We start from the raw sequence: 23,945 nt of genomic DNA, 5'->3' as shown, positions 1-23,945 counted from the left end.
TTTTCCTTTCGCCCTGCCAAATTGCAGAATCAGAGGATCAGTATATAAATCAACGTTACTCGCAACGCAACCATTAATTAAAAAAGAATACGTTTAGTGAATATTTCTTATTGTAATGCATCGCCTCAATAATAATTCACGCTATCGCATCCTGCTTGCACAAGATAAACAGCGCGCACTTTATTATGGGGTTTTATTGCCCACTCAATATCGCATCGCGAGGTAACGGGAAGATGTCTGCCGTGAGTTCCATCAGCCAATCACGCACGCAGTTGCTAACCGCATACGGTCTGTCGGGGCGAATCCTTCGTTTATCGCGAGTCAGACAGGGCATGAAAATGCTAAGATGGTTAATGAGGTATATTCAAAGTGGAGAGTCGGTATGAACGCCGATCAGGTTGGTATGCTGAATGAGCGACTGCAAGCGCTACTGCCCCCAGGATGCCCTCAGGGATAAACGACACTGGATAATTTCGTTTAATATTAGTAAGATAGCCACTTAACATACAATACCTTAAAAATTATGCGTCTGGTTTTATCGTCCTTTTTTGCACTCAGTCTGTTCAGTAGCCAGGCCTTCGCTGCACCCGAGCCGGCTGAGCAGCCTGATATTCGTGACAGCGGCTTCGTCTACTGCGTCAGCGGCCAGGTTGATACCTTCAACCCGCAGAAAGCGGGCAGCGGCCTGATTGTGGATACCCTTGCCGCTCAGCTTTATGATCGTCTGCTTGATGTTGATCCGTACACCTACCGTCTGGTTCCTGAACTGGCGGAAAGCTGGGAAGTGCTGGACAACGGCGCAACCTACCGTTTCCGTCTGCGTGATGACGTTGCGTTTCAGCATACGCCGTGGTTTACCCCTACGCGCAAACTGAATGCAGACGATGTGGTCTTTACGTTCCAGCGGATCTTCAACCGCAATCATCCGTGGCATAACGTCAACGGGGGGAATTTCCCCTATTTCGACAGCCTGCAGTTTGCCGACACCGTTAAAAGCGTGCGTAAACTGGATAACCGGACGGTCGAATTTTCTCTGACGCGCCCGGATGCCTCTTTCCTCTGGCATCTGGCCACCCACTATGCGTCCGTCATGTCTGCTGAGTATGCGGCAAACCTGAACAAGCAGGATCGTCAGGAGCTGCTTGACCGCCAGCCAGTGGGCACCGGTCCGTTCCAGCTGGCCGAATACCGCGCCGGGCAATACATTCGTCTGCAGCGCCATGAGCACTTCTGGCGCGGCACGCCGCTGATGCCGCAGGTAGTGGTCGACCTGGGTTCTGGCGGAACGGGAAGACTGTCGAAACTGCTGACCGGCGAATGCGACGTGCTGGCCTGGCCTGCCGCCAGTCAGCTCACCATTTTACGTGACGATCCGCGCCTGCGTCTGACGCTGCGCCCGGGCATGAACATTGCCTACCTCGCCTTTAACACCGATAAGCCGCCGCTGAATAACCCGGCCGTCCGTCACGCGCTGGCGCTGGCCATTAACAACCAGCGTCTGATGCAGTCGATTTATTACGGCACCGCGGAAACCGCTGCCTCTATTTTACCGCGCGCTTCGTGGGCGTATGACGGTGAAGCCAAAATCACCGAATACAATCCCGCAAAAGCGCGCGAACAGCTTAAAGCCCTGGGGGCTGAAAACCTGACGCTGCAACTTTGGGTGCCGACCAGCTCCCAGGCCTGGAACCCAAGCCCACTGAAAACCGCCGAGCTGCTACAGGCAGATATGGCGCAGGTAGGGGTAAAAGTAATCATCGTACCGGTTGAGGGGCGTTTCCAGGAAGCGCGCCTGATGGATATGAACCATGACCTCACGCTGACGGGCTGGGCGACTGACAGTAACGACCCGGACAGTTTCTTCCGTCCGTTACTGAGCTGCGCGGCAATAAACTCGCAGACCAACTACGCTCACTGGTGTAACCGTGAGTTCGACGCCGTACTGCAAAAAGCACTGGCATCACAACAGCTCTCGTCACGCATTGATGCCTATGATGAAGCGCAAAAGATCCTGGCTCAGGATCTGCCCGTGCTGCCGCTGGCCTCATCCCTGCGTCTGCAGGCCTATCGTTACGATATTAAAGGCCTGGTGTTGAGCCCGTTCGGCAACGCCTCCTTCGCCGGGGTTGCCCGCGAAAAAGAACAAGAGGTGAAAAAACCATGATTATTTTTACCTTGCGTCGACTCCTGTTGCTGCTGGTGACCCTCTTTTTACTGACCTTTGTTGGCTTCAGTCTGAGCTATTTTACGCCACACGCCCCGCTTCAGGGGTCGTCGCTGTGGGATGCCTGGCTGTTCTGGTTTAACGGCCTGCTGCACTGGGATTTTGGCGTCTCCAGTATCAACGGACAGCTTATCTCTGAGCAGTTGAAGGAGGTTTTTCCGGCCACGATGGAGCTCTGTATTCTGGCCTTCGGCTTTGCCCTGATGGTCGGTATTCCGGTAGGCATGCTGGCGGGGATTTATCGCAACAAATGGCAGGATAAATTTATCAGCGCCCTCGCCCTGCTCGGTTTTTCTATCCCGGTCTTCTGGCTGGCGCTGTTACTGACGATGTTCTTCTCGCTGACGATGGGCTGGCTGCCGGTATCGGGCCGCTTTGATCTGCTTTACACGGTTAAATCGGTAACCGGATTTGCCATTATAGATGCATGGCTGTCTGACTCCGTCTGGCGTCATGAAATGATCGTCAGCGCCCTGCGTCATATGGTATTGCCGGTGCTGACACTTGCGGTGGCACCCACCACAGAAGTCATCCGTCTGATGCGTCTGAGCACCATGGACGTGTTTGATCAGAACTATGTCAAAGCGGCTGCCACGCGGGGACTCTCTCGCCTGACGATCCTGCGTCGTCATGTCCTGCACAACGCGCTCCCTCCTGTCATCCCGCGTCTTGGGCTGCAGTTTTCGACCATGCTGACTCTGGCGATGATCACCGAGATGGTCTTTAGCTGGCCGGGTCTTGGACGTTGGCTGATTAACGCTATTCGTCAGCAGGATTACGCTGCCATATCGGCCGGCGTGATGGTGATTGGTTCGCTGGTGATTATTGTTAACGTGATTTCCGATATTTTGGGTGCAATGGCCAACCCGTTGAAGCATAAGGAATGGTATGCCTTACGATAGCGGCTATAAGACTGCATAGCTTTTCATTTAAAATCAATGTGATAGTTAATAAATCCGCTATCGATTTTGAGTTTTAATACGCAAATTTGTACACATTGTTTTTTTTGCTCCAACAGTCTCAATCGAAACATGGGCTGTTGGAGCTACGATTCCCCCCTCTTCGTTTCTTCTATACTTTCAGTTTGACGACTGGAGGTAATCATGTGCGGACGTTTTGCACAAGCTCAAACCCGTGAAGAGTATCTGGCTTACCTAGCCGACGGAGCTGATCGTGACATTGCCTATGAACCTGAACCTATTGGTCGGTACAACGTGGCTCCCGGTACTAAAGTCCTGCTGTTGAGCGAACGAGACGAGCAGTTGCACCTCGATCCTGTTTTCTGGGGTTACGCGCCCGGGTGGTGGGATAAACCGCCACTTATTAATGCGCGTGTCGAAACCGCTGCAACCAGCAGGATGTTTAAGCCCCTCTGGCAGCATGGCCGTGCGATCTGCTTCGCCGATGGATGGTTCGAATGGAAAAAGGAAGGCGACAAGAAACAGCCCTACTTTATTCACCGGGCAGATGGCCAGCCCATTTTCATGGCAGCGATTGGCAGCACGCCATTCGAGCGCGGCGACGAAGCCGAAGGTTTTCTCATCGTAACGTCTGCGGCTGATAAAGGTCTAGTCGACATTCATGACCGCCGGCCACTGGTTCTGTCGCCAGAAGCAGCGCGCGAGTGGATGCGCCAAGATGTTGATGGGAAAGAAGCTGAAGAGATTGTTGGCGACGGTGCTGTTCCCGCAGACAAGTTTATCTGGCATGCTGTGACACGTGCTGTGGGTAATGTGAAGAATCAGGGGCCGGATCTAATCAAAATATCCGAATAAAGAATCAGATTCGATTCTCTTTGAGTGTGAGTTGAAAGATACTATATTTAATTATTTAATATTTGTATTGAAAACAATTAATATCAATGAACATGTAATCAGACTTGATACTCTTACATCAATTAGCTAACTATGCAATGAGTCTAAAGTTTTGGGCAGACCTGCCGATAAATATTATCTAATCAATTCTGAGGGTAAAACATGTTAAGAGCAATTACAGAGTTAGAAGAAAAAACCGCCTCATTGTTAGTCGTAGCCGGAGAGAGTGCTGCTTGGGAGTACTCTGCTTCATTGGTATGTCCTGAAGGACCGCTACTTGAATTCAGCACAGAAATGCTAGATTACCAAGCCAATCCATCTTCAACATTACGGTACTTAATCGATAATTTACCTGAGAATGTTTTACATCATAATCACCTCAGCGGAGAGTCTCTAAGCTCTGGTGATTGGCGAGGAGCATCCGTATACTTCAATGAGATCTTCGCTCATTGCAATGATGGCACTATATATTATGGAAAAGTATTAAACAAAGAAATGGATTTACCTTCACTGTTTAGAAAAATAGAAACAAAAGCACAAAATTGTCTTTTTAAATATACACAACGCCCTGACATTGATGACTTCTTTAGAAAGGAAATAATTAATAGAGCTTTTAAAATCAAAGGGTATGTTGAATATGAATATTCATGGGGAGGGAAAAACACACCTCATCAAAAAATTACCGCATTGAACCTTTCTAAAATTAAAAGCATAGGTCAACTGGGAGTAACATATAATGGATTAATTGACAATGCAGCCACTGACTTATCAAAAATGCAATGGTGACATTTTTCAGCTAAAATTTTAGATGAATGATAGTTATATCTATTTTGGGCATTTAGAGTATGTAGGTATTCAAATACTTATCGAATTCTAAGAAGATCTGAATACCTAGTAGTATACCGCGGTGAAAGCATTTCACGCTTCATCTGCCACTGCTGCTGTATGCCCTGGCCGGCAAAGTAAAGCGTTCCCTTTCCATCCTTCGCGTTCAGGTGATCGAGCACTTCCATCAATCTTTCGCTACCAGCTCGCGGCGCGTTCTCATCGAAAAGGTTCAGCTGCGCCACGCCTTGGCTGAAGAAATCACCCAGCATAATGCCGGCTTTCTGGTACCGGTGACCATCCTTCCAGATCTTGTCCAGGCATTTTACCGCGGCGTTGATAATGTCTCGGGAATCCTGTGTAGGGGTGAGAAGCATCATTGACGCACTGTTACCGTAATACGGTTCGTTAAGCGCAAATGGAGAGGTTTTCACGAACGCCGAGATAAAGCGGCAATACTGGTGCTCACCACGAAGCTTTTCGGCACCACGTGCCGCATAACTACAAATAGCCTGCCGCATCTGTTCGTACTCGGTGACGCGTTCGCCAAATGACCGGCTGCATACGATTTCCTGCTTTGCTGGCGCAAACTCTTCCAGCTCAAGACAAGGCTCGCCGCGCAACTCCCGGACAGTTCGCTCCAGCACGACATTGAAGTGTTTGCGAATAATCCATGTGCTTTGTTCTGAGAGGTCCAGAGCGGTTTTGATACCCATCGCGTTGAGCTTTTTGCTAATGCGTCGGCCGACGCCCCAGACGTCTTCGACTGGAACTAGGGCAAGCAGTCGCCGCTGGCGGTCGATGTTCGATAAATCAACTACCCCACCAGTCTGCCGCTGCCATTTTTTTGCCGCGTGGTTAGCAAGTTTGGCAAGGGTTTTGGTTTGAGCAATGCCAACACCAACCGTCAAGTGCGTACGCTTCAGAACCGTAGCGCGGATCTCTTTGCCGAACTCCGTCAGGTCCCGGCAATTACGCACACCTGTCAGGTCGCAAAAAGCTTCATCGATGCTGTAAATTTCGACGCGAGGGCTCATTTCCTCGAGCGTAGCCATTACCCGGTTCGACATATCAGCATACAGCTCATAGTTGCTGCTGAAGCAAACAACCCCAGCGCGCCGGAATAAATCCTTTTGCTTAAAGAACGGCTCTCCCATGGTAATTCCAGCCGCCTTGGCCTCGGCGCTGCGTGCGATTACGCAGCCGTCATTGTTGGAGAGAACGACAACCGGCCGCCCTTTTAGGTCCGGCCTGAATACAGTCTCGCATGATGCGTAGAACGAATTCACATCACAGAGCGCAAACATGTTCAGCTCGCCGATTTAACGATGAAAGTCACGACGCCGAAAACGTCCAGCGTATCTTCGCTGCCTACAACAATCGGACTGTAGGCGCTATTCATTGGGATGAGTTGGACTGTCGGGCGTAGCTGCAGGCGTTTAACAGTAAATTCCCCTTCTACCGCGGCGATGACAATGTCACCGTGCTCAGCTGTGCGCGAGCTGTCCACTACCAGCAGATCACCGTCGCTTATTCCCGCCTCAATCATTGAGTCGCCAGCGGCCTTAACGAAATATGTTGAGCTCGGGTGGGAAACCAGTAACTCATTGAGATCGATACGCTGTTCAACATAATCAGCCGCAGGGCTTGGGAAACCACACTGCACTAAATCACTGAAAAGCGGGAGAGCGATAATTTCTCGCAGTTCTGCAGGCCTGATAAATTCCATGTTGCACACCTCAAATACTGTTTTTATATACAGTAGTTTTATTTGTAAGTGACCGCAAGATCCGGGCTCAACTGTCACTGCTTAAAGCTTCGCCGTTTCGTTTCTAAGTTTCTATGTCGCTTCGAATTATGAGTTTTGTAAATTTTATGCCCGTAACCCTTTGTGCGCAGATTTAAGCCGCTTTTGAAACGGGGAATTTTTTATACAGTGTGCATACAGCTACATCGTAGATGATCGCCACCTGCTTCCTGTCCACGCCGTTCGCAATCAGTCGGCCCGCCTGGTCCCATTGTTCCTGGGTAAGTTTCGGACGCCTGCCGCCGATTCGCCCTTTCTCCCGAGCTGCGGCTAACCCAGCGCGAGTGCGCTCCACTATCAACTCCCTCTCCATCTCGGCCAGGGCAGACATGATGTGGAAAATGAAACGCCCCATTGGGCTGGAAGTATCGATGCTGTCCGTAAGACTTTTGAAGTGGATGCCGCGCTGCCGTAGTTCGTCGACCAGCAGTACCAAGTTCCGCATGCTTCGCCCAAGGCGATCAAGCTTCCACACCACCAGCGTATCTCCCTCTTTCAGCGTCTTAAGAAGCTTTTTCAGTGCTGGCCGGTTCGCCACTGTTCCGCTCATTTTTTCTTCGAAAATTTGCTCACATCCTGCGCGTTCGAGCGCTTGTCGCTGAAGATCCGTATTTTGGTCATTTGTTGACACCCTTACATAGCCAATTTGCATATTTTTCACCCAATTATTTCTGCAAAAAAATCAGGTGAAGTTATCGGCCAGGCCGCTCAAGAGCAATCTATAAAACGTCGGTTTGGGAAATAGCGCTTTATTGGATGCTCAAAGTTCCTGGGGTGATTCCGGTCAAAAGAAAGTTCTAACTGTGGGGGCTTTTGGTCTGGGGCGTGAAATTACTGAATCAGTTCCACTTAATACTATGAGCGAGTCCTACCCCTCATCGTTTATATGGTCAGTAGAGGACGCCAGCTACATGGGGGTCTCAGGAAGTCAGAGCATTACCTCAATCGTAATAGCTCGTGGAGGTAGACCAACTCGCATTCATCAAATCTACACGTTAGGGCGGACTTTCTTCAGTTACCGAACACCTACAGGGTGGCTGTATCAGGAAGCCTACACAACGGGGAACACCACTAAGGCGAGCGATGGCACGCTAAAAGCGGCCTCACCAGTTGCCCGCATAGTAACGAGTCGCGATGCATGCCAGCGCGCTGACGTAGCCGAAGATGGTTTCTCCTGGTGCGGCTGCGGGACAGCAAACGCAGAGGCGGAGGGCATAACCCTTTCTCGCCTTGAGGCGGGCGTTTACCTGCTGCTTGACCTCAATCCTCTGATGCTCGATGCGCTGGCGGCAATCAAAGCGCTGGCTGTCCGCGTCAGCGCCTTAGAGGAAGTGATCAACGTTGCGGCTCCTGGCTCATCCGCTGGTTAATAGGAATCGTCAGGCATATCAAGGCGAACATCGATCCAGCTGTTCGCCGGTACGTCCATCGGTTCACCTTTGGTTTTAATGATCTCACCTTCACCGCTCAGGATGTATTTTTGCTTGAAAAGACGGATTGTCAGGCCACCGCTTTCCGTCTGCTCAGCTTCAACCACGCCAAGTTCTCCCATGCCACCAGGGTCCATCGGTGGCAGTAGCTGCCATCCCTCTGAAGCCAGTCCTGCTGAACCTATCAGCAGGTAAACGCCCGCCTCAAGGCGAGAAAGGGTTATGCCCTCCGCCTCTGCGTTTGCTGTCCCGCAGCCGCACCAGGAGAAACCATCTTCGGCTACGTCAGCGCGCTGGCATGCATCGCGACTCGTTACTATGCGGGCAACTGGTGAGGCCGCTTTTAGCGTGCCATCGCTCGCCTTAGTGGTGTTCCCCGTTGTGTAGGCTTCCTGATACAGCCACCCTGTAGGTGTTCGGTAACTGAAGAAAGTCCGCCCTAACGTGTAGATTTGATGAATGCGAGTTGGTCTACCTCCACGAGCTATTACGATTGAGGTAATGCTCTGACTTCCTGAGACCCCCATGTAGCTGGCGTCCTCTACTGACCATATAAACGATGAGGGGTAGGACTCGCTCATAGTATTAAGTGGAACTGATTCAGTAATTTCACGCCCCAGACCAAAAGCCCCCACAGTTAGAACTTTCTTTTGACCGGAATCACCCCAGGAACTTTGAGCATCCAATAAAGCGCTATTTCCCAAACCGAGGTTTGTGCGAACGTCTGCAGCGTTCGTTGCACCGGTCCCGCCCTGGTCAATCGGGAGAGCACCGTTGGGCCCTTTCTGCGCCAACTTACCGATGCCGGGGATAGTCACGGGGGTGCCGTTAATGGTTACCGTTATGCTCTGGTTTGCTGAGGTAGTAGCGAACGTCTCCCATGCGCCAATATTCTCGTCATACTCTTTAATGAGCTGAGACATGGCCTGCGCCAGCCCATCGACCGAGATATTGTCTGATACCAGAATGCCGTACTTCTGGCCGCTCAGCGCCGGTGATGCAGCAGGCGTTACCGTCATTGATGTAGCGCTGTTCACGGATGAAATCTGGAACATCTGGACCGGGTTAGACATGACAATAATCGTCTGGCCAGCGCGGACCTGGCTGGCGGGTGCTGTCCAGTTAGTTCCGGTGCCGGTTGCGGTATTTCCGTTAATGGCTATGGTGCCAGTGTTATAAAGCATATTTTCTCCAGGCAATAAAAAACCCCGCCGGAGCGAGGTTTATTTTGAAACAGAATGAGTTAATGGCAGGTGGTGCTGGTGAATGTGTTGGCGCTAACCCAGGTCCAGTTAAAGGGATAACCGGCGCGGTACTGGGTCTGATTGTTTTGTTTACGCACTCCGTAAATCTGGACGCTGTTTTCCTGCCCGCCGATAAGGGCGGTACCGGAACACACGGGTTGCTGTTTCTCAATAACGCCAGCGCAACCGGAGAGCAAAACCGCCACCGCCAGGCAAAGAATCATGTTTTTCATAGTGGTTATATCCCAGGGCATTCACAAGGTTACACAATAACAATATGAATCAACGGGATATAATTGATTTGGTAGATCAATTATTAGAAATTGATCGCTGAAAACGATCAATCGTAGTTGGCGCAATTGATGGCCATGATGACGTTTCTCATGTTTGAGTACGCGACGTTTTGCAGCCCTCCGGAGGGGGTTGTTTGCGGTCTGGCGTAAATTCGGGTGTTACTTCCCTCAAGTTTCGCCATGCTTTTGTAAATTGCCACATATGGCTGCGGTTGCCCTCCCGCTGAAACTACCCCTGTGATCAGACCGAGCATAACAGGCATGCAAGCCCACTTCCCCGCCCGGGTTGTGTTGATGTTGTAGCCTGAGCTTGCATCTACTCCGGCAGTACCTATGGTAACGACATCGCCGAGCGTGCGCGTCTCGTGGGTTAAAATCAGGGTCCCCGATGCATCCCACACGGCCATCCCGTAATCTGGCTTTGTCTGGGGGAAAATTGTGAAAAAATAAACGTACGCTGTGCCGGTTGCATTAGGTCTCAGAAAATCAATCGTGATGGTGTTACCGCTTACAGTCTGGGTGATTTCCACCTCGACCGTGCAATGAACGAAGGCCACAACGGGCTGACCTGAGGGAAAGGTGTGCGTCACCTTTGTATTGAAACCCGATGTTCCCTGCAGTGCCGCTGTCTTTCGCGCCTGTAATGCAATTGGCGAGCTGTTCGCGGTAACCCATACCTCACCGCTCGTCGTCGTCAGTAAACCGCCGTACTGCGCCATTTATGCCCTCTCGATCTGGAAAATGAGAAAAGCTGCAACTGCGGGTTCAGTCCCTGCGGAATAGTCGGTATCCCCTACTGAGGACACCGTTGCAGTACCACCAGAGATGGAGATCTTCCTCCTTCCCGTTCCCCACTTATCATCGTTCATGACCTGAAAGTAGGTCAGTTTGCAACCCGGTGGAAGGTCAACGGAAAAAGAACCTGTTTTCTGGTTAACGGCCAGCTGCAGAAAGCCACAAACGCTGACTGGCTTAATTCCATAGTTGTTAACCTTGCCTGATGCGTCCCATGTTTGAACACCGTATTCCGCCATCGTATCTCCTGAAAAAAAGAGGCCCCGTGAGAGGCCTCCAGTCACCATGTACCAGTGATTCTCCCGATCTGCACCCTCAACACATTGTTCGCGTCCTTAACGCTGATGGTCTGATTGGTTTGCTTCATGGCCCCCTCGCCCGCGGTTGAACCGTAGTTCTCAAGCGTGCCCGTTCTAAAGTTTATGGACAGGCCAGCCTGGTTCTGAACGTAGTTTACCGAGCTGATTGTTTCAGCAAGCTTCGCTCGTGTAATAGTGGCATCACCTATTACCGTATCCCTGATAATTACCTGCCCGTTTTGAATCACGAACGGAAGCGTAACGGTCGCGCCGGCCTGGTGAGTAACAGCGAAGCGGTCAGCCAGGAAGATAACCTGTGACTGCATCCCGGATGGCGTATTCTCAACGCCGATCCCCATACCTGCGGCGTAATACTGCCCGTTACTGGAGACACCAACTTTGATGTTGTACATTGCTTTGAGGTCACCATTTACGTTCGCGATGGCCTGAGCGTTTGTTGTAATGGCTGAGGTATGCCCGTTCACCGTCGCCGTTATGCCGTTTATCTGAGTGGCCGTAGCCTGCTGATAGTCGGAGAACGTCTGATTCAGGCTGTTGATGGATGCCTTGTTGCCGTTGACGTCCGTCTGCAGGCTCAGCAACGAGCGCGCCGTTGCCTCCCTGTCGTTGACAATCACCTCATCAATACGGTCCAGATTCGCGCTGTTGCCGGCGACCGATGCAGACAGGGTTTTACGCGCAGCCACCTGTGCCAGCCCGTTCTGGATAATGGCAATGGCTGAGTTCTTAACCCCGCCCGTCATGCCTTCCATAGAAACACTGATGCTGTCAATTCGCTGGCCCAGCGCGGTATCAGCCGTCGCAACGGTCTGCTCAAGCTCTGAGAGGGAAGACGACACTTCACCGACCGTACTCGAAAGCTCATTAACGCTGGTCTGAACCTTCCCGACGTCCTGAGCATTTTTGGCGATATCCTTCGCCTGCTGCTCCAGTTCGTCGTTGGCCTGTTTGATGTCGTCAGCCATACCAGCAATTTTTTCGTTGCTGTCCACCGCGTTCTCGATCAGGTCTTTGAACGTATCCGAGTCTTTAATCTCCTCCAGGATCACATCGGTGATGTCGGACACATCGATACTGGCCTGACCGCGCGCCCATTCTGTGTAACCTGATTCGTTGCCGCTGCGGTCCACCAACTGCGCGCGGTACCAGAAAATCTGCCCAACCTTAAGGCCCATCTGCTGATATTTGCGCTGCGGGTAAGGCACATCGGCCAGCAGCATCGCATCGTCTTCGGTACCGGTCAGGCTGTACTGAATTTCCGTCTTCAGCGTGTCGTCGGTATTCGCGGGGAATCCCCAGTTCAACTCGATACCGAATACCACGTTTTCAGAAGCGATGAAGCCAACCGGCTTCGGTGGGTTGCCCACTTTACCCGCCAGCGTTTTCTCTTCTGAATAGCCCCATCCGGATGAAATTTCTGCGGCATTGATTGCGCGCACGCGCACAAGGTAGCGCCCGGCATAAATCCCGGGGACGTCGAATGACGTGGTGGAGCTGCGCGGCACGTTAACCCAGTTCCCGTCGTTGCGGCGCCATTGCGCTTCATAGGCGATAGCGTTCTGCGCCTGGTCCCAGCTCACGCGCATCGTTTCGACGCTGATATTTTGCTGCACCACAGAAAACGAGCTGATCACGATGTTCGCAGGCGGCGACTGGTTGCCCGGCGGGATCACGCTCACCGGCCGCTGGTCAATGATTGCTCCGGTATCAATGCGATCGAATTTATCCGGATCGTGATTTGCACCGACGATTGTGAACGTGCCGTCGTTATTATCAGTTACCGTAATAACGCGATACTGCTGTGCGTAGAGCTCATCAGACTCAATGACCCATACGGCCTCAGCCACAGGCGTTTCACTGTAAGCCGTCGTAACGGTCACCTTATTGCCCTTAATCGACTGAATGGTGCGTGACTGTGAAACACCCGAGGGAAGATTGACAATCATCCTGTCGGCTGCCGAAGCATCCGGCGCCCTGTCCAGCGTCAGCACGCGACCATTCACCGCAGAGATACGGCCCCCCAGGTCGCGCCCCGAGAGATTTCGGTCCGCGACCGCAATTACATAGCCGGGCTGTGGAATGTTGCCGTCTTCCCCTACATTGAAAGTAACAACGCGATCTTTGTTGTTGGTGAGGATCCCCCATCGCCCTTTCCGATTCGCCTCCGACTGACGGGTACAACCGATCGCAGTTATCTCAAGTTGATTAAACCCATAACGCGCAACCAGATCCTGCTCAAAAACAGGCTCCATCGCATCAGAATAAGCGTTATCAGGATCAGACCAGGACACCAGCGCATTGGTGTAACGGTTCTTTATGGTGCTGCTGGAATAGGTAAAGCGCCCATCAATAACGTTCGCATGCGTGTATGTAAAATCAACATCTCTCGGCATGTCCGCCAGCGCCACAATCTGGTCGTCACCCCAGTAGGTCATCCCGCGGAAGATTGCAGCAAAATCACGCAGGACCGTATAAGCGTCGTTGCGTTCCTGAATGTACACGTTGCAGGTATAACGTGGTTCGGTACCACTTCCGCCTTTGCCGTCCGGTACCATTTGATCGCAATACTGTGCAACCTGGTAGAGCGTCCATTTATCTATGTTGGCCGTTGTAAGACGATCCCCAAGTCCGAAACGGTCGCTAACCACCAGGTCGTAGAAAATCCAGGCAGGGTTATCGGTCCAGGCCCATTTAAATGTCCCAGCCCACGTACCGCTATAAGTGCGGGTTTCGGGGTCGTAAGTATCCGGTACGCGGATAACGCGGCCGCGGGGCTCGCAGGAGATCTGCGGGATAGAGCCGTTAAACTGGCTGGAATCGAATTCGATATAAAGCAGCGCTGTGTTTGGATAGCGTAATTTGGCGTCAATTACCTCGGTGAAGCTCTGCAGCATCATCGTGTCGCCGATCTTCGCACTGTTGGCATCAGACGTAATCTTACGGAGTCGGATTGTCCAGGTGCTGCCAGCCTGAGGTAAATCAATACGGTGGCTGCGCTCGTAACCTGACGTCGTTTTGCCGGTCACGCTGGTATTGAGTACCGTCTGCCATGTGCCGCCGTCCGTCTGCAGGTCAATCGCATAATTAACCGAGTAACCGACCAGATCGCCGTCGTCCTCCTGCTTGAAAAGCGAAGGCCATTTCAGGCGCAGGCGAACCGCTGAAAGCTGCGTATTGGTAAACGTGCGCGTCCACGCTGTAGCGCTCGATACCTCAGTTCCGACGTTGATTTCGTTTTCGGTACCGGGTATGCCCTGAATATATTTTTGCGCCTGAGTTCCCGCGCGAAATTCCCACGTAACGCCGCTGAAGTTTTGAGAGCCGTCAGCATTCTCCAGAGCCGTTCCGTCCAGGTAGATATCTTTTGCCGTCAACTGCCCTGCAAATTCCCCCTCTCCTAGTGCAACGAGGATTTTTGCCTTTGCTACAGATTGCAGATCATCAGGCTGTTCTGTAGGGGTTCGGGAACTTGAGCTGCCGCCCTTGCGGCCTTTTATAGCGATTGCAGTTGCCATATTTTGTCCATAAAAAAAGCCACCCGGAGGTGGCCATAATCAGAACGATGTTGAATTAAACATTATTTGATTAGCAAACCAAAATAGTACTGTTCATCGAAAATGCGGAGAAAGCGAATTGCACAATTACGAACGTACTCTAATTGTTTCGAGCGAGGAATGTCACCGTGTCGCTGATAGTTCAGGTAATAATATCCAACCTCATATTCATAATTATTGATAAAATCATCATGCAATGCGCTCCAGTACGTCATTACTCTATTTAAAAGGCCATTTGGCAAGTCATACCACTGAACAAAAGTTCTAGTTAATTCACTCCAGACATCACCCTCAAGTTCAGAATAGGCGAGCTTTTTGAATGTTAGCCGTAGTGAAAATATTAACGCTACTCGTTCAGTTGGCATCACCTCTCCAATTTCTTCAACGTAGCCATCAAAATAGCGAAACACCTCATCTTTTGAGATTTCCTTATCTAATCCCAAAGATGCCAAAATCAAAAGATTTGAAGACTCAACGCCGGCAGCAATCTGTTTTTCAGCCCAGTTTGTGAACGCCCTCCTGTCCAAACCAGGCTCGTTTAATTTTCTTATTCCAAGCAAATCTTGAAAGTCTATTGCATAACCATCCATAAGCATTTCCAGTCATATAATGCGTTCTTTCAAGAAGATACACTTAGCTTGGCACTATAGCTACTGCTGATCGTCAACATAAATACCAGCTGAAATGATCGCACCACCAATGCGGCGCTTACCGTACAAGAGTGGTACCGGATTTCCTTGGGCTGTCGTATTGGTTACTCCACCAAAGGCATAACTGGCTTTGTTGTCCGCTGATTGTTTGCTAGCGAGACCGGTAGTCTGTGGAGAAAGCATCTGGACTACGCCGCCGATCGCCATTGATGCCCCAATCCCCGCCACAGCTCCCCATCCACCAGCGAAAGCGGTACCACCAATCCCGATCGCGGCCCCTCCCGTGACGAACGCAGCAACAGCAACAAGGGCAACCCCGAGGATTGTCTGAAACACCCCGGCTCGCTTACTGCCGATGATCACCGGCGCGATGCGGATTTCCTCTGTGCTCCTGTCCATACTGAGCTCATCGTTTAAGAGGTTTCGTTTCCCGCTGAATACCGCATAAGTTAAACCTCGTTGCTTACTGGTATTCAGGAAACGCTCAAAACCCGGCACGATAACGCTCAGGGCGCGGATGGCCTCTTTAGGTGAAGCTACTGATAAACGATATTCACGCCCGAAGGTGGCGCCTAGTACGCCGTACAATCGAATTGTGCGGACCGGCTCAACATTGAGTAATGCAGCCATTTTTCCCCCATAAAAACTGCCACAGGCGGTTATCAGAAACAGTCTTTAAAGCGCAGTATTTTCATTGTGCGCTCACGCCAGTAACCGCCATAAGGTACGCGCTGGCTCAGATGCCCATAAAGGTGATGCAGTAGCATGTTGCCTTCCAGCAGAATCCCCGCATGATTCCACTTATCAGCCTGAACCTGCATGATCACCATATCGCCAGGTTTTGGCGGCCCGTCGAACTCACGGAATCCGCACTCATACCAGCAATCCTGATAGAAGTTGTCCGGATAGTCGTTTTCCCACCAGGGATAATCGACCCGGTAATCGTGAAGCTCTATCCCGTGCGTTTGCCGGTAATAGCTCATCACCAGACCCCAGCAGTCGAAGTGACCAAGCACAAACGGGCGCTCCAGCAGCGGCAGTTCACCACGCGGCTGGATGGTCCGTAAATCCCCCTCCGGCCAGCTCACGATATGCCAGGGTAAAAGGGTTGCATCGCATTGCGCTTTATCCAGCTCGCTCGGTTTCGTCGTGGCATTCGGGTGACTGTGAGCGATGGCGATCACCTTCCCCCAGTCTTCTGCAACTGCATAGTCTTCGGGGCAAAGTACAAAATTGTCCTCCGGCGCAGCGGCAAGATTCCGGCACGGGAAATAACGTTCAACACGGCTTTTCTGCGCCACCACGCCGCAACACTCGCGAGGATACTCAGCTGCAGCATGAGCCATAATCGCATCGATGGTTTTCTGACGCATATCAGCTCCTGATCAAAGACGTGCCCGGGAACCCACCGAACGGCAGTTCGTTGCCGTCTCCATGCCGGAGCTTACAGGCCGTAAGCGTGCCGTTGCATTCGTCCAGAGAGGGGTCACTCACCGGGTTGTTGTTTTTATCGAAATAGCGGGTTCCGGCATAGTCGCAGCCGTCGCCGGTGCGATATTTATTCCGGATACACCAGGTACACAGAGAATGAAGTTGACGTGTGGGGATCATTTTTCCCTGTAACGACATCGGGCTATCGAGTACGAATTCGATACTCTCGCCCGGAATTTCGCTGGCTTTGCTATCAATGTAAAAAACTCGTTTTCTGACCTGTTGCGGATCGGCTGTTGCGTTACCTGCAGGGAAGTTCTTCGCATCGAGATAGTGCGAATAGGTGTCATGGATAGTGACTTTCGCCTGTAGCATATCGTCATAGGCAAGGCACAGCGCTGTAATCTTGCTTTCGATATCTGCAACCGTCAGCGTTGGCTGGGCGCTGTTGCCTTCTGTGGATGCTTCAAGCCCTTCAATTTGATACGGCCAGGCGGCATATTCTTCCCCCTGCCACCAGATGCTTTTCGCCTTCAGCTTTGATTCATCACCACCAGCAGCGGCGATTTCTTCTTCCGTGTGCGGGAGGTTGTACGCGTGAAATCGCAGTACATCATCCACGCCGAACGTAGAGCCATCAACTTCGATAAGCCGGACTTTATTGCCGGGCTCAAGGCTTTGATAGTCTGCTGTGATCATGGTGCGTACGCCTGTTTGAATGTTGCGGAAATAGTCAGAACGTTGCTGGATAAGGGCTGTGACTTGATTGATTCGGCCTCGATACGATACAGCCCTGTTTCGCCAACTGGAGATGTCCAGATGAATGATTTGGTGACGTGAGAACGAAAGAACTTCAGGGCCTGAAGCATGTCCGCTTTTTTCCCAGTGAGTGTTACAGGCCAAGACTGCTTTTCAGGATTAATGCCTTCCCCGGCGATCTGCTCATAGCCGTCTCCAAAGGTTGCAGAGCGCGTTTTAAGGCTGAACGATCCTTCCATTCCCGCCTGTATCTGTGTTCGCCACGTGAATGTTTCGATTGTCATGCTTTCTCCAAGCATAAAAAAACCGCCTGAGCGGGTTATCGTGATTTGGAAGCATTCCAGATGAGCCCTCCAGGCCTCAATTGCTTCGCAATACCTTCGCGCACTGACTGATCAATAGTTTGCTTAAAGGCTCGGGACATCGCATCACTACCAGCGTTTGTTTGCTGTTGCGGATTCTGGTTCTGCACAACAACAGACGTTTGGACCGTCACATTCCCTGAACCAGCAGCCTGTAATCCGTACATCGGTGCGTTTCCGACGTAGCCGCCGTTTGCATACCCCTGAGCGCTCCGCATAAGCGTGTAGAGATTACCGACACCCAGCGCACTGGTAGCCTTCTTGGTGAATACGAATTCACCGCCATGAACCACACCTTTTGGCTGATATTTTCCTCCATCCCCGGTATAGCCAACAGCGCCGCCATTAGCGTACTCAGGAATAAAGCCGCCAGACCATGCCTGTATTCCAAAGAAATTACCTATTGCCGTGCCACCAAAGGCTGACTTCATTCCATTAACCAGAGCCAGTTGCGTCAGCATCTGGGCGATGCCCTTCAGGAAAGTAGACAGGAAATCAGAGAAGTTAGATTTACCAGTAGTAAAAAAGTCAGTGAGCGTGCTGGCCATCCCGGTGAACGTATTGCTGGTAATCGTCTGAACCTGCGAGTAAACATCGGTCGCGCTGTCTTCAAATTCAGCCCAGCCCTTTTTCGCGCCAGTCAGCCAGTCTCCACGTAACCTGTCCTCTGCCTCATAGTAATCATTCGCCGCTTTGAGCTGCTTCTGATAACCCTCGTCGTCAAGCGAACCGCCAGCATTCTTCCAGCCAGCGGCAAGCTGACTCTTTGCCAGCTCACGTTGTGCCTGACGGTCACTCATCCCTGCACCGTTCACTAATGCAGCCTGCTTCTCTGCCATCTGCGTGACGTATTTCTGCGAGGTATCCATTCGCTTGTTCAGCTGTTCCTGTGCGGTAATCTGATCACCTAACAGGGCTTTCTGCCGTGCCAACTGAAGCACCTGGTCTTTACTCGCCAGCAGGGATTGTTCCTGCTTTGTCAGTAAACGTGAACGCGACGCCTCCTCCAGCACCTGAAATTTCGCTTCAGTCGTCCACAGATCTTTGCGCTGCTGGCTGATAGTGTCGTTCAGCCCTTTATGCTGCTGCAGTGCGCGTAACTGTGCCTGAAGCGCCAGCAATTCGGCCTGGGCAGCATCCGTGCTGCGATCTCCAGCCGATAAAGTGCCCTGCTTTCCGGTTTTGGTCTTTTTGCCAAAAGCAGCGACTCCTTCCCGATCCTTCTGGGTGGTTGCGGTACTTATCTTTCTGGTCGTATCGAGGTATTTACCTGCACTGATATCAGCCGCATCCCAGTCTTTTTTCAGCTGAGAGACGCTGTCACCATATGCGCCGGCCATTTGTTCGTTGTAGTCCTGCCATCCCTGCAAAGTATCTGTTTTCGCCCAGTCGGGAACGAGATTAATCGCGGCAGCGATAGAGGAAGAAATAATCTGGTTCAGCTTCTGAAAAACGATCGCAACGCTGTAATAAATTGCGTTGAATTCCTTCAGTGTGTTTGATGCCAGTTCAGCTACCCATTGACCGATACTCTGCATGGCCTCAGACGCCCAGCCCTTGATATCCAGCCACAGGCGACCAAACGGCGTCAGCGAGTCGTAAGCCTGCTCCCCACGTTTTGCCATCGTATCGCCAAACAGGTCCATAGCCTGCGTAACGGCCGCGGTCTGGTCCTTTTGCTTGATCAGATCGTCAACATGCTTAAGTTGTGAAACGGTCAGGAAATTATATTGTTCGTTGAGACTCTGCAGCGCTTTAACAGGGTCTTTTTCGATGTCCTTATAGGCTTTGGTGATGTCCTGCGCCGAGACTATACCGGTCTGAACCGCCAACGCCGTGGAGCCCGCTGCTTTTTCAAGTTGCTGCTGTGTCAGCGATCCCATGCCAACCAGCTCAGTCATCAGACCCTGAACGGTTCCTACAGTAGCTCCAGTAGAGGCAGCAATAGACTGGGAGGAAGCCATGATCTGGAGCGCTGACGTGCCGGCAATGTTGCCAGTCCTGATAATGGCCTTGTTGATTTCGTCGTAGGCGGTGAAGTAGTCCGATCCCGCTTTGGCCGCAATCAGTACAGCACCGGCCAGGCCACCAATTGCGACTCGGGCAGGGGTCACCATCGACAACATCGCTTTCAGCGCATTGCCTACACCGCCAAACGAATCACGGAGCTGACCGCCCTGCTGAATGGCAACCATATAAACAGGCATACCGGAAGCCAGTGAGGTCACAATGTCGGTAATTTGCATCGGGAGATAACGCATAGCATTGCGGTATTGCCCCGCGCTGATAGCCCCAGACTTCCACGCTTCCTCCTGCTCTTTCAGCTTTGCGATCATTGGTGCAGCACGATCGGATACGCCGAGTTGGGCAGCTTTTAGCTCTAACAGTTCTGCGCGCGTTTTTCCGATTGCTGTGACCTGCTCCTCCAGCGAATCGATAAAGGTTTTGCCCGCCGCAGCTGCACGCTGCGCTGCCTGAGCCTGTTCAATGCGAGCCCGCCCCTCTGCGGTTTCAGACTCCATTACCTGTGCCAGTTTTGCCCGCGTCGTCTCAAGCACGCTGTTGTAACGAGTAAAGTCCTCGTCTCCCACCAGCCCTTTACCGCGAAACTTCGCCAGGCTCTCCTGGATAGTGTCCAGTTCATCCAGTGCCTTGTTTACCGGGCTGATTTTATTCAGCAGGTTCTGCAGTTCCTGACGCTGCTGCTTCAGGCTTTCGCTGTTTTTCTTCTGGTTATCGATACCGGTGCGGAACGTGCTGTTCAGGTCATCCGCTTTGCCTGCCGCGGCGGACGCGGTCTCCTGAAAGCGATCCAGTGCCTGGTTACCGCGCTCCAGCTCAGTGGTATTTACGCGCAGGGAAATCGTGGCGATATCGTTACTCATTCCGCCCTCTCTTTATGCATAACTTTTAGTGCGGCGCTCTCCATGATTCGGATGTCCGAAAGTGCGGTTGCCTCGTCCTCGACGTGGTGCAGGCGCATTACCCAGGGCAGCACGTTGTAATCAAGCCCTGATGCACCACCCATGCCCGTGCGCCACTGCGTACTGACAGCCTGAAACACCAGGAATGAAGGCCATACATCTGGCCAGACGTCGATGTATTGATCGTCGTAGTCATCCGGCGAAAGCCCATAGGGCGCCAGGTCTGCCGCTGTGGGTTCAGGCGTATAGAATGCAGAGGCAACCGCTATCAGTTTTTTTCGCGCTGCCCCATCAGTTCGCGATAGTAGGTTTCAGGGATAGCCTTCATTGCAGCCGGATAGTTTTCCAGCAGCACCGAAAGATTTTCCGCGTTGAATGTATCGGGGAGTGCCCAGCCAGAAATAATTTCCATCAGAAAATCAGTGGCGGTTTTGCCTTCCAGTTTTTCCAGATCAGCCAGCTCTTTGAGTGGCTTATGATTAAACGTGAAGGTCAGCACGCCATCCTCATCGCCGGCGCGCGGGATCGATACGTTGGCCTTAAAAGTTGGTTTGGGATGAAGGGTGAATTTAGTCGCCATCGTTGCCTCTTAGTGAAAAAAGCCTCCATGGCGGAGGCTCAGGTTGTCGTTATGCCTGACTTATGCCGGGGCGCCTGTGATTTTGTAGAACGTCATCGCTGGCGATTGCAGGTTCAGCACGACGCTTACCGTTTCGACCTCGTTCACCGCCGTGGTCGGCGTGTCGTCAAAAGATGCCGTGGCCGCCCAGTAACGGTTCTCCTTCGCCTTCGGCACGTACATATACGCAGCCACAGTCTCTTCGTCTTCGTCCAGCTGGCGCAGCAGCGGATAAACCGGGAGAGTTGAGTCGTGAGCAATCGAGTAAGTCTGAGAGACAGCGGATTTATAGGTATTCAGGTTGCGCTGGCGATCATCGCTGAGGAACTGAATCTGCGTGGTGTTCTGATCACCACCAGATTTCGATACCTCAGTGATTTGTGGCAGCTCGGTCCATTCTTCAATTTTGCGAATAGAGCCGGAACCGCCACCAGCCGCGTATTTGTTTTTGTTGGTGGTGTTGATGTTGCGAAGAGTTACAGCATTCTCCGCAATCGCATCGATTTTCGCGATAACGTTATCAATACCCGACCAGTTGCAGTTCACGTGAACGATATCGCCGACCGCTATATCGTCTGCGGCGCTAACTGTGATCACCGCGTGCTCAGCATTCGTCGCGCCGGTGAAAGTAATAGCCGGGCCGTAGCCCGATGCCAGATAGACATGAGCGCCGTTAGGCAATGCAAAGCCCATAATGGTTACTCCTTTAGAAACGGGAAAACCGGCTCAAGGCCGGTCAGTTGTGGGACATCACAGAGGGAATCAGTTGGTAATGTCTGCCCGATAATTCAGGCTGACAGGAACGGAGTAGGACACAGGTGTAGGGACGCCGCGGAATATGCCAGGCGCGCTGCTAATCCAGCAGGTAAAATCTTTGCCTGCAATTTCCAGCCCCTCGGGGAACAATTCCGCTACTCTGCCAGCCAGGGCAACGACGGAGGTACGGCCGGAGCCGGCTGGCGCCACGACATTAATCTGGTACACGCCAGAATAAATCCGGCAGCGCAAGCCGAGATCGATTGTTCGCGGCGTAACGGGCATATCGTGAACGGCCAGGTACATCTCGTTTGCAGGAGGTGTGAACGGCACGTTCTCCCATGCAACCGAAATGCCCTCGGCATCGGCCCAGGCACCCAGTCTGGCGGCCAGTGCAGATGCAATATCAGGAATCACTTAGTCACCTCCCTGACAGCTTCCTCAAAGAAGCGTTGAAACTCAGCTGCAGTTATGCGGACCATCCCTCCCGGAGCCTGTGTGGAATGCCCCATTTCAAGCGGGTAGGCATAGGGCACGTTGTTGCAGAAATAAATGGCCTTCATCCCGACTTTGAAGAGCGACAGCGTGTAGTTACCGGCCGCTTTTGTCAGGTCGCCGGTCTTGTCTATTCGCCCTGTTTCATCAGTTGTCGGAGCATCAAACGATATCTGCCAGTTACCGCGAAAGCGTCCGCCCGTATACCCCGGCGGTGCTTTGATATCCATCCCATCCACCACCCGGGCTTTTTTCTTCAGTCTCCCGGTTTTGGTCAGGTTATCGGGATTGGCCCGCTGCGCCTCGTTGTGGTCGTAAACAGCGCGATTATAGGAAACGGCTGTCTGGTTAACTTCCCACAACTCCGGGTTGCCCACTGGGGACATCACCACCAGCTGGTTAAGAATTTTGATTCCGACGGCGCGCACCACTGCTTCCTGATTCGTTTTCGCCTTATTAACGAACGCCGTGATTTCAGCCATGAACGCCGCGTTCTCGCCCATGTTATGCCCTCAGTTGCGCTTTGTAGCAAAGCACCAGTGCAGCAGGTTTTGCCGGGTTCGGTTTGACAACACGGTAGGCTGTGCCATCAATATCAACAACATCGCCGATTTTAATTTCCTGCTCTGCCGTAAAAACGATCTGCACATCGCCGTTAACGATGACCGTTCCATCAATTTCGCCTGGCGCGTATTCAGTCTTCACGCCCACAGCAGTAAAACGTACCGCTTCAGTTTTATGCTCAACGCCACCAATAACCGTTATCGAACCTTTACGGGTGACGTTGTACGCCACGCCGTTCTGCCTGAGCATGCGCGTCGTTCTGGCCTGCATACGTTGGTAATCAATCGCCATATCAGGCCCTCTCTGCAAATGCATTGATGGCGTAACCACGACCACCAGCGAGGTCGCCCAGCAGCGCCATAACGGCAGGATAGGAAGGGGTGAAGACTTCACCATCGGCGACCGCATAGGTCATGGTTACGGCGCCTTCGACACGTTCGGTTTTAACCGCGGCCTCACGAACGCTTGAAAGCAGATCGCCCTCAATCGCCTCGATAGCCAGCATGCATTGTGCGGAGGTAACCTGTCGCGGCACTTGGTCGGGTGGGAAATCATGACCATCCAGAATGATATTCGCCCGTGGCCAGGCCAGCGGCTGTCGAGGGTCTGCTTTTGAGCCAACCCAGTCCAGCCCCTCCAGGTAATCCATCGCCTTAATCAACAAAGGAGTGAGTTTGTCAGGTAGTTCAATGCCGCGTATTGCCGCAAACGAGGCAAGATCCTCTTCACTGGCGTAGCTGTTGGCATCAGAAGAGGTGATATCGGTATTGATCATCGAATAATCCTGTTTATGGGGCTTTCGCCCCATTCGTTATTCTCCGGCAGGCGCAGTAAAGGTGATCAAATCAGTGGTTTTCGCCACACCTTCAACCGTGCCGGTTACCGTGAAGGTGCCAGCAACGTCTGATGTGAGTTTCACCGTTGCACCACCAGCAGAGCCTGTTTGAGAACTGGCCGTGCTGAGCGTGCCGCCCGTTGAACTCCATGCAACAGTTTTACCGGAAACACCTGCGCCGTTTAGCGTGTACTTCAGGGAAATGGTGACCGCATCGGCGCTGTCAGCGGTTGCGGAGGTTTTA

Annotated in this window: 27 protein-coding genes; 5 read left to right on the top strand and 22 right to left on the bottom strand. The window is 52.1% G+C overall.

From position 1 onward, the window contains the following. The first annotated feature begins 523 nt into the window (after positions 1-523). From sapA to NQ842_RS11540, 4 genes are all read left to right on the top strand, one after another. Positions 524-2,164, top strand: coding sequence for an ABC transporter substrate-binding protein SapA (sapA, locus tag NQ842_RS11555; RefSeq protein WP_257256877.1), 1,641 nt, complete (start codon positions 524-526; stop codon positions 2,162-2,164). Continuing rightward, positions 2,161-3,126 carry a putrescine export ABC transporter permease SapB gene (gene sapB, locus NQ842_RS11550; RefSeq protein WP_014832146.1) on the top strand — a complete coding sequence of 322 codons (966 nt, stop codon included), beginning with the start codon at positions 2,161-2,163 and terminating at the stop codon, positions 3,124-3,126. The genes sapA and sapB overlap by 4 nt, the downstream gene beginning before the upstream one ends. Positions 3,127-3,327: 201 nt before the next feature. Then, positions 3,328-3,999 (top strand): SOS response-associated peptidase, encoded by a 672-nt coding sequence (locus NQ842_RS11545; protein WP_257256875.1) that lies wholly within the window; start codon positions 3,328-3,330, stop codon positions 3,997-3,999. A gap of 201 nt (positions 4,000-4,200) precedes the next feature. Then, positions 4,201-4,824 carry a hypothetical protein gene (locus NQ842_RS11540; RefSeq protein WP_154316681.1) on the top strand — a complete coding sequence of 208 codons (624 nt, stop codon included), beginning with the start codon at positions 4,201-4,203 and terminating at the stop codon, positions 4,822-4,824. A gap of 77 nt (positions 4,825-4,901) precedes the next feature. On the opposite strand, the gene NQ842_RS11535 is transcribed toward NQ842_RS11540, so the two are convergent. The 3 genes from NQ842_RS11535 to NQ842_RS11525 all read right to left on the bottom strand — a co-directional run bounded on the left by NQ842_RS11535 (position 4,902) and on the right by NQ842_RS11525 (position 7,322). Beyond that, positions 4,902-6,170 carry a Y-family DNA polymerase gene (locus NQ842_RS11535; RefSeq protein WP_257256874.1) on the bottom strand — a complete coding sequence of 423 codons (1,269 nt, stop codon included), beginning with the start codon at positions 6,168-6,170 and terminating at the stop codon, positions 4,902-4,904. A gap of 2 nt (positions 6,171-6,172) precedes the next feature. Beyond that, positions 6,173-6,592 carry a translesion error-prone DNA polymerase V autoproteolytic subunit gene (locus NQ842_RS11530; RefSeq protein WP_149896738.1) on the bottom strand — a complete coding sequence of 140 codons (420 nt, stop codon included), beginning with the start codon at positions 6,590-6,592 and terminating at the stop codon, positions 6,173-6,175. Positions 6,593-6,764: 172 nt separating this feature from the next. Beyond that, positions 6,765-7,322: a recombinase family protein gene (locus tag NQ842_RS11525; protein ID WP_149896741.1), complete on the bottom strand. Its 558-nt coding sequence runs from the start codon at positions 7,320-7,322 to the stop codon at positions 6,765-6,767. Between the two features lie 259 nt (positions 7,323-7,581). Here NQ842_RS11525 and NQ842_RS11520 point away from each other — a divergent pair, with 259 nt between their 5' ends. Continuing rightward, on the top strand, positions 7,582-8,040 hold the full coding sequence (locus NQ842_RS11520; protein WP_257256873.1) for a hypothetical protein: 459 nt from the start codon (positions 7,582-7,584) through the stop codon (positions 8,038-8,040). Here NQ842_RS11520 and NQ842_RS11515 read toward each other — a convergent pair. The 19 genes from NQ842_RS11515 to NQ842_RS11425 all read right to left on the bottom strand — a co-directional run bounded on the left by NQ842_RS11515 (position 8,037) and on the right by NQ842_RS11425 (position 23,905). Beyond that, entirely contained in the window at positions 8,037-9,284 is a 1,248-nt protein-coding gene (locus NQ842_RS11515) for a phage tail protein (RefSeq protein ID WP_257256872.1), read from the bottom strand. The genes NQ842_RS11520 and NQ842_RS11515 overlap by 4 nt on opposite strands. A 59-nt stretch (positions 9,285-9,343) precedes the next feature. Then, positions 9,344-9,577 carry a cor protein gene (locus NQ842_RS11510; RefSeq protein ID WP_040022277.1) on the bottom strand — a complete coding sequence of 78 codons (234 nt, stop codon included), beginning with the start codon at positions 9,575-9,577 and terminating at the stop codon, positions 9,344-9,346. Between the two features lie 107 nt (positions 9,578-9,684). Beyond that, on the bottom strand, positions 9,685-10,356 hold the full coding sequence (locus NQ842_RS11505) for a hypothetical protein (protein WP_257256871.1): 672 nt from the start codon (positions 10,354-10,356) through the stop codon (positions 9,685-9,687). Further along, positions 10,357-10,671, bottom strand: coding sequence for a hypothetical protein (locus NQ842_RS11500; protein WP_150317813.1), 315 nt, complete (start codon positions 10,669-10,671; stop codon positions 10,357-10,359). A 41-nt stretch (positions 10,672-10,712) separates the two neighbouring features. Next, the gene (locus tag NQ842_RS11495) at positions 10,713-14,267 is read right to left on the bottom strand and encodes a host specificity protein J (RefSeq protein ID WP_257256870.1); all 3,555 of its coding nucleotides are present in this window, start codon (positions 14,265-14,267) and stop codon (positions 10,713-10,715) included. A 62-nt stretch (positions 14,268-14,329) separates the two neighbouring features. Next, complete coding sequence (locus NQ842_RS11490; protein ID WP_062729455.1) at positions 14,330-14,896, bottom strand: hypothetical protein; 567 nt, start codon at positions 14,894-14,896, stop codon at positions 14,330-14,332. A 60-nt stretch (positions 14,897-14,956) separates the two neighbouring features. Continuing rightward, positions 14,957-15,586 (bottom strand): tail assembly protein, encoded by a 630-nt coding sequence (locus tag NQ842_RS11485; protein WP_062729454.1) that lies wholly within the window; start codon positions 15,584-15,586, stop codon positions 14,957-14,959. Between the two features lie 32 nt (positions 15,587-15,618). Continuing rightward, positions 15,619-16,329 carry a C40 family peptidase gene (locus tag NQ842_RS11480; protein WP_257256869.1) on the bottom strand — a complete coding sequence of 237 codons (711 nt, stop codon included), beginning with the start codon at positions 16,327-16,329 and terminating at the stop codon, positions 15,619-15,621. 1 nt (position 16,330) lies between these two features. Further along, the gene (locus NQ842_RS11475; protein ID WP_126801058.1) at positions 16,331-17,086 is read right to left on the bottom strand and encodes a phage minor tail protein L; all 756 of its coding nucleotides are present in this window, start codon (positions 17,084-17,086) and stop codon (positions 16,331-16,333) included. Continuing rightward, complete coding sequence (locus NQ842_RS11470) at positions 17,083-17,430, bottom strand: phage tail protein (RefSeq protein WP_047361644.1); 348 nt, start codon at positions 17,428-17,430, stop codon at positions 17,083-17,085. The genes NQ842_RS11475 and NQ842_RS11470 overlap by 4 nt, the downstream gene beginning before the upstream one ends. A gap of 35 nt (positions 17,431-17,465) precedes the next feature. Next, positions 17,466-20,393, bottom strand: a complete 2,928-nt coding sequence (locus NQ842_RS11465; protein ID WP_257256868.1) for a phage tail tape measure protein — start codon at positions 20,391-20,393, stop codon at positions 17,466-17,468. After that, on the bottom strand, positions 20,390-20,608 hold the full coding sequence (locus tag NQ842_RS11460; RefSeq protein WP_029882046.1) for a DUF1799 domain-containing protein: 219 nt from the start codon (positions 20,606-20,608) through the stop codon (positions 20,390-20,392). Before NQ842_RS11460 ends, NQ842_RS11465 begins: the two co-directional genes overlap by 4 nt. A gap of 92 nt (positions 20,609-20,700) precedes the next feature. Then, on the bottom strand, positions 20,701-21,012 hold the full coding sequence (locus NQ842_RS11455) for a phage tail assembly chaperone (protein ID WP_094084361.1): 312 nt from the start codon (positions 21,010-21,012) through the stop codon (positions 20,701-20,703). Between the two features lie 60 nt (positions 21,013-21,072). After that, positions 21,073-21,744, bottom strand: coding sequence for a phage tail protein (locus tag NQ842_RS11450; RefSeq protein ID WP_047352246.1), 672 nt, complete (start codon positions 21,742-21,744; stop codon positions 21,073-21,075). Positions 21,745-21,813: 69 nt separating this feature from the next. Continuing rightward, complete coding sequence (locus tag NQ842_RS11445) at positions 21,814-22,224, bottom strand: DUF4128 domain-containing protein (RefSeq protein WP_257256867.1); 411 nt, start codon at positions 22,222-22,224, stop codon at positions 21,814-21,816. Then, positions 22,221-22,805, bottom strand: coding sequence for a hypothetical protein (locus NQ842_RS11440; RefSeq protein ID WP_257256866.1), 585 nt, complete (start codon positions 22,803-22,805; stop codon positions 22,221-22,223). Before NQ842_RS11440 ends, NQ842_RS11445 begins: the two co-directional genes overlap by 4 nt. Before the next feature lies 1 nt (position 22,806). Then, positions 22,807-23,157, bottom strand: a complete 351-nt coding sequence (locus NQ842_RS11435; protein ID WP_257256865.1) for a hypothetical protein — start codon at positions 23,155-23,157, stop codon at positions 22,807-22,809. A 1-nt stretch (position 23,158) separates the two neighbouring features. Then, the gene (locus NQ842_RS11430; protein ID WP_047352249.1) at positions 23,159-23,641 is read right to left on the bottom strand and encodes a DnaT-like ssDNA-binding protein; all 483 of its coding nucleotides are present in this window, start codon (positions 23,639-23,641) and stop codon (positions 23,159-23,161) included. Between the two features lie 36 nt (positions 23,642-23,677). Beyond that, positions 23,678-23,905, bottom strand: coding sequence for an Ig-like domain-containing protein (locus tag NQ842_RS11425; protein ID WP_373371734.1), 228 nt, complete (start codon positions 23,903-23,905; stop codon positions 23,678-23,680). Positions 23,906-23,945 lie beyond the last annotated feature (40 nt).

Source organism: Enterobacter cloacae complex sp. R_G8, from assembly GCF_024599795.1.
Taxonomy (GTDB): Bacteria; Pseudomonadota; Gammaproteobacteria; order Enterobacterales; family Enterobacteriaceae; genus Enterobacter; species Enterobacter dissolvens.
The sequence above is the reverse complement of the archived record's forward strand: the minus strand, read 5'-3'. Positions and strand labels throughout refer to the sequence as shown.

Bases quoted from the DNA above. Each gene is read 5' to 3' on its own strand.
- sapA (WP_257256877.1), top strand. From the start codon at position 524: ATGCGTCTGGTTTTATCGTCCTTTTTTGCACTCAGTCTGTTCAGTAGC.
- NQ842_RS11495 (WP_257256870.1), bottom strand. From the start codon at position 14,267: ATGGCAACTGCAATCGCTATAAAAGGCCGCAAGGGCGGCAGCTCAAGT.
- sapB (WP_014832146.1), top strand. From the start codon at position 2,161: ATGATTATTTTTACCTTGCGTCGACTCCTGTTGCTGCTGGTGACCCTC.
- NQ842_RS11480 (WP_257256869.1), bottom strand. From the start codon at position 16,329: ATGCGTCAGAAAACCATCGATGCGATTATGGCTCATGCTGCAGCTGAG.
- NQ842_RS11435 (WP_257256865.1), bottom strand. From the start codon at position 23,157: ATGGCGATTGATTACCAACGTATGCAGGCCAGAACGACGCGCATGCTC.
- NQ842_RS11510 (WP_040022277.1), bottom strand. From the start codon at position 9,577: ATGAAAAACATGATTCTTTGCCTGGCGGTGGCGGTTTTGCTCTCCGGT.
- NQ842_RS11470 (WP_047361644.1), bottom strand. From the start codon at position 17,430: ATGACAATCGAAACATTCACGTGGCGAACACAGATACAGGCGGGAATG.
- NQ842_RS11505 (WP_257256871.1), bottom strand. From the start codon at position 10,356: ATGGCGCAGTACGGCGGTTTACTGACGACGACGAGCGGTGAGGTATGG.
- NQ842_RS11455 (WP_094084361.1), bottom strand. From the start codon at position 21,012: ATGGCGACTAAATTCACCCTTCATCCCAAACCAACTTTTAAGGCCAAC.
- NQ842_RS11475 (WP_126801058.1), bottom strand. From the start codon at position 17,086: ATGATCACAGCAGACTATCAAAGCCTTGAGCCCGGCAATAAAGTCCGG.
- NQ842_RS11440 (WP_257256866.1), bottom strand. From the start codon at position 22,805: ATGGGCGAGAACGCGGCGTTCATGGCTGAAATCACGGCGTTCGTTAAT.
- NQ842_RS11485 (WP_062729454.1), bottom strand. From the start codon at position 15,586: ATGGCTGCATTACTCAATGTTGAGCCGGTCCGCACAATTCGATTGTAC.
- NQ842_RS11540 (WP_154316681.1), top strand. From the start codon at position 4,201: ATGTTAAGAGCAATTACAGAGTTAGAAGAAAAAACCGCCTCATTGTTA.
- NQ842_RS11535 (WP_257256874.1), bottom strand. From the start codon at position 6,170: ATGTTTGCGCTCTGTGATGTGAATTCGTTCTACGCATCATGCGAGACT.
- NQ842_RS11465 (WP_257256868.1), bottom strand. From the start codon at position 20,393: ATGAGTAACGATATCGCCACGATTTCCCTGCGCGTAAATACCACTGAG.
- NQ842_RS11490 (WP_062729455.1), bottom strand. From the start codon at position 14,896: ATGGATGGTTATGCAATAGACTTTCAAGATTTGCTTGGAATAAGAAAA.
- NQ842_RS11520 (WP_257256873.1), top strand. From the start codon at position 7,582: ATGGGGGTCTCAGGAAGTCAGAGCATTACCTCAATCGTAATAGCTCGT.
- NQ842_RS11545 (WP_257256875.1), top strand. From the start codon at position 3,328: ATGTGCGGACGTTTTGCACAAGCTCAAACCCGTGAAGAGTATCTGGCT.
- NQ842_RS11530 (WP_149896738.1), bottom strand. From the start codon at position 6,592: ATGGAATTTATCAGGCCTGCAGAACTGCGAGAAATTATCGCTCTCCCG.
- NQ842_RS11450 (WP_047352246.1), bottom strand. From the start codon at position 21,744: ATGGGCTTTGCATTGCCTAACGGCGCTCATGTCTATCTGGCATCGGGC.
- NQ842_RS11500 (WP_150317813.1), bottom strand. From the start codon at position 10,671: ATGGCGGAATACGGTGTTCAAACATGGGACGCATCAGGCAAGGTTAAC.
- NQ842_RS11430 (WP_047352249.1), bottom strand. From the start codon at position 23,641: ATGATCAATACCGATATCACCTCTTCTGATGCCAACAGCTACGCCAGT.
- NQ842_RS11525 (WP_149896741.1), bottom strand. From the start codon at position 7,322: ATGCAAATTGGCTATGTAAGGGTGTCAACAAATGACCAAAATACGGAT.
- NQ842_RS11515 (WP_257256872.1), bottom strand. From the start codon at position 9,284: ATGCTTTATAACACTGGCACCATAGCCATTAACGGAAATACCGCAACC.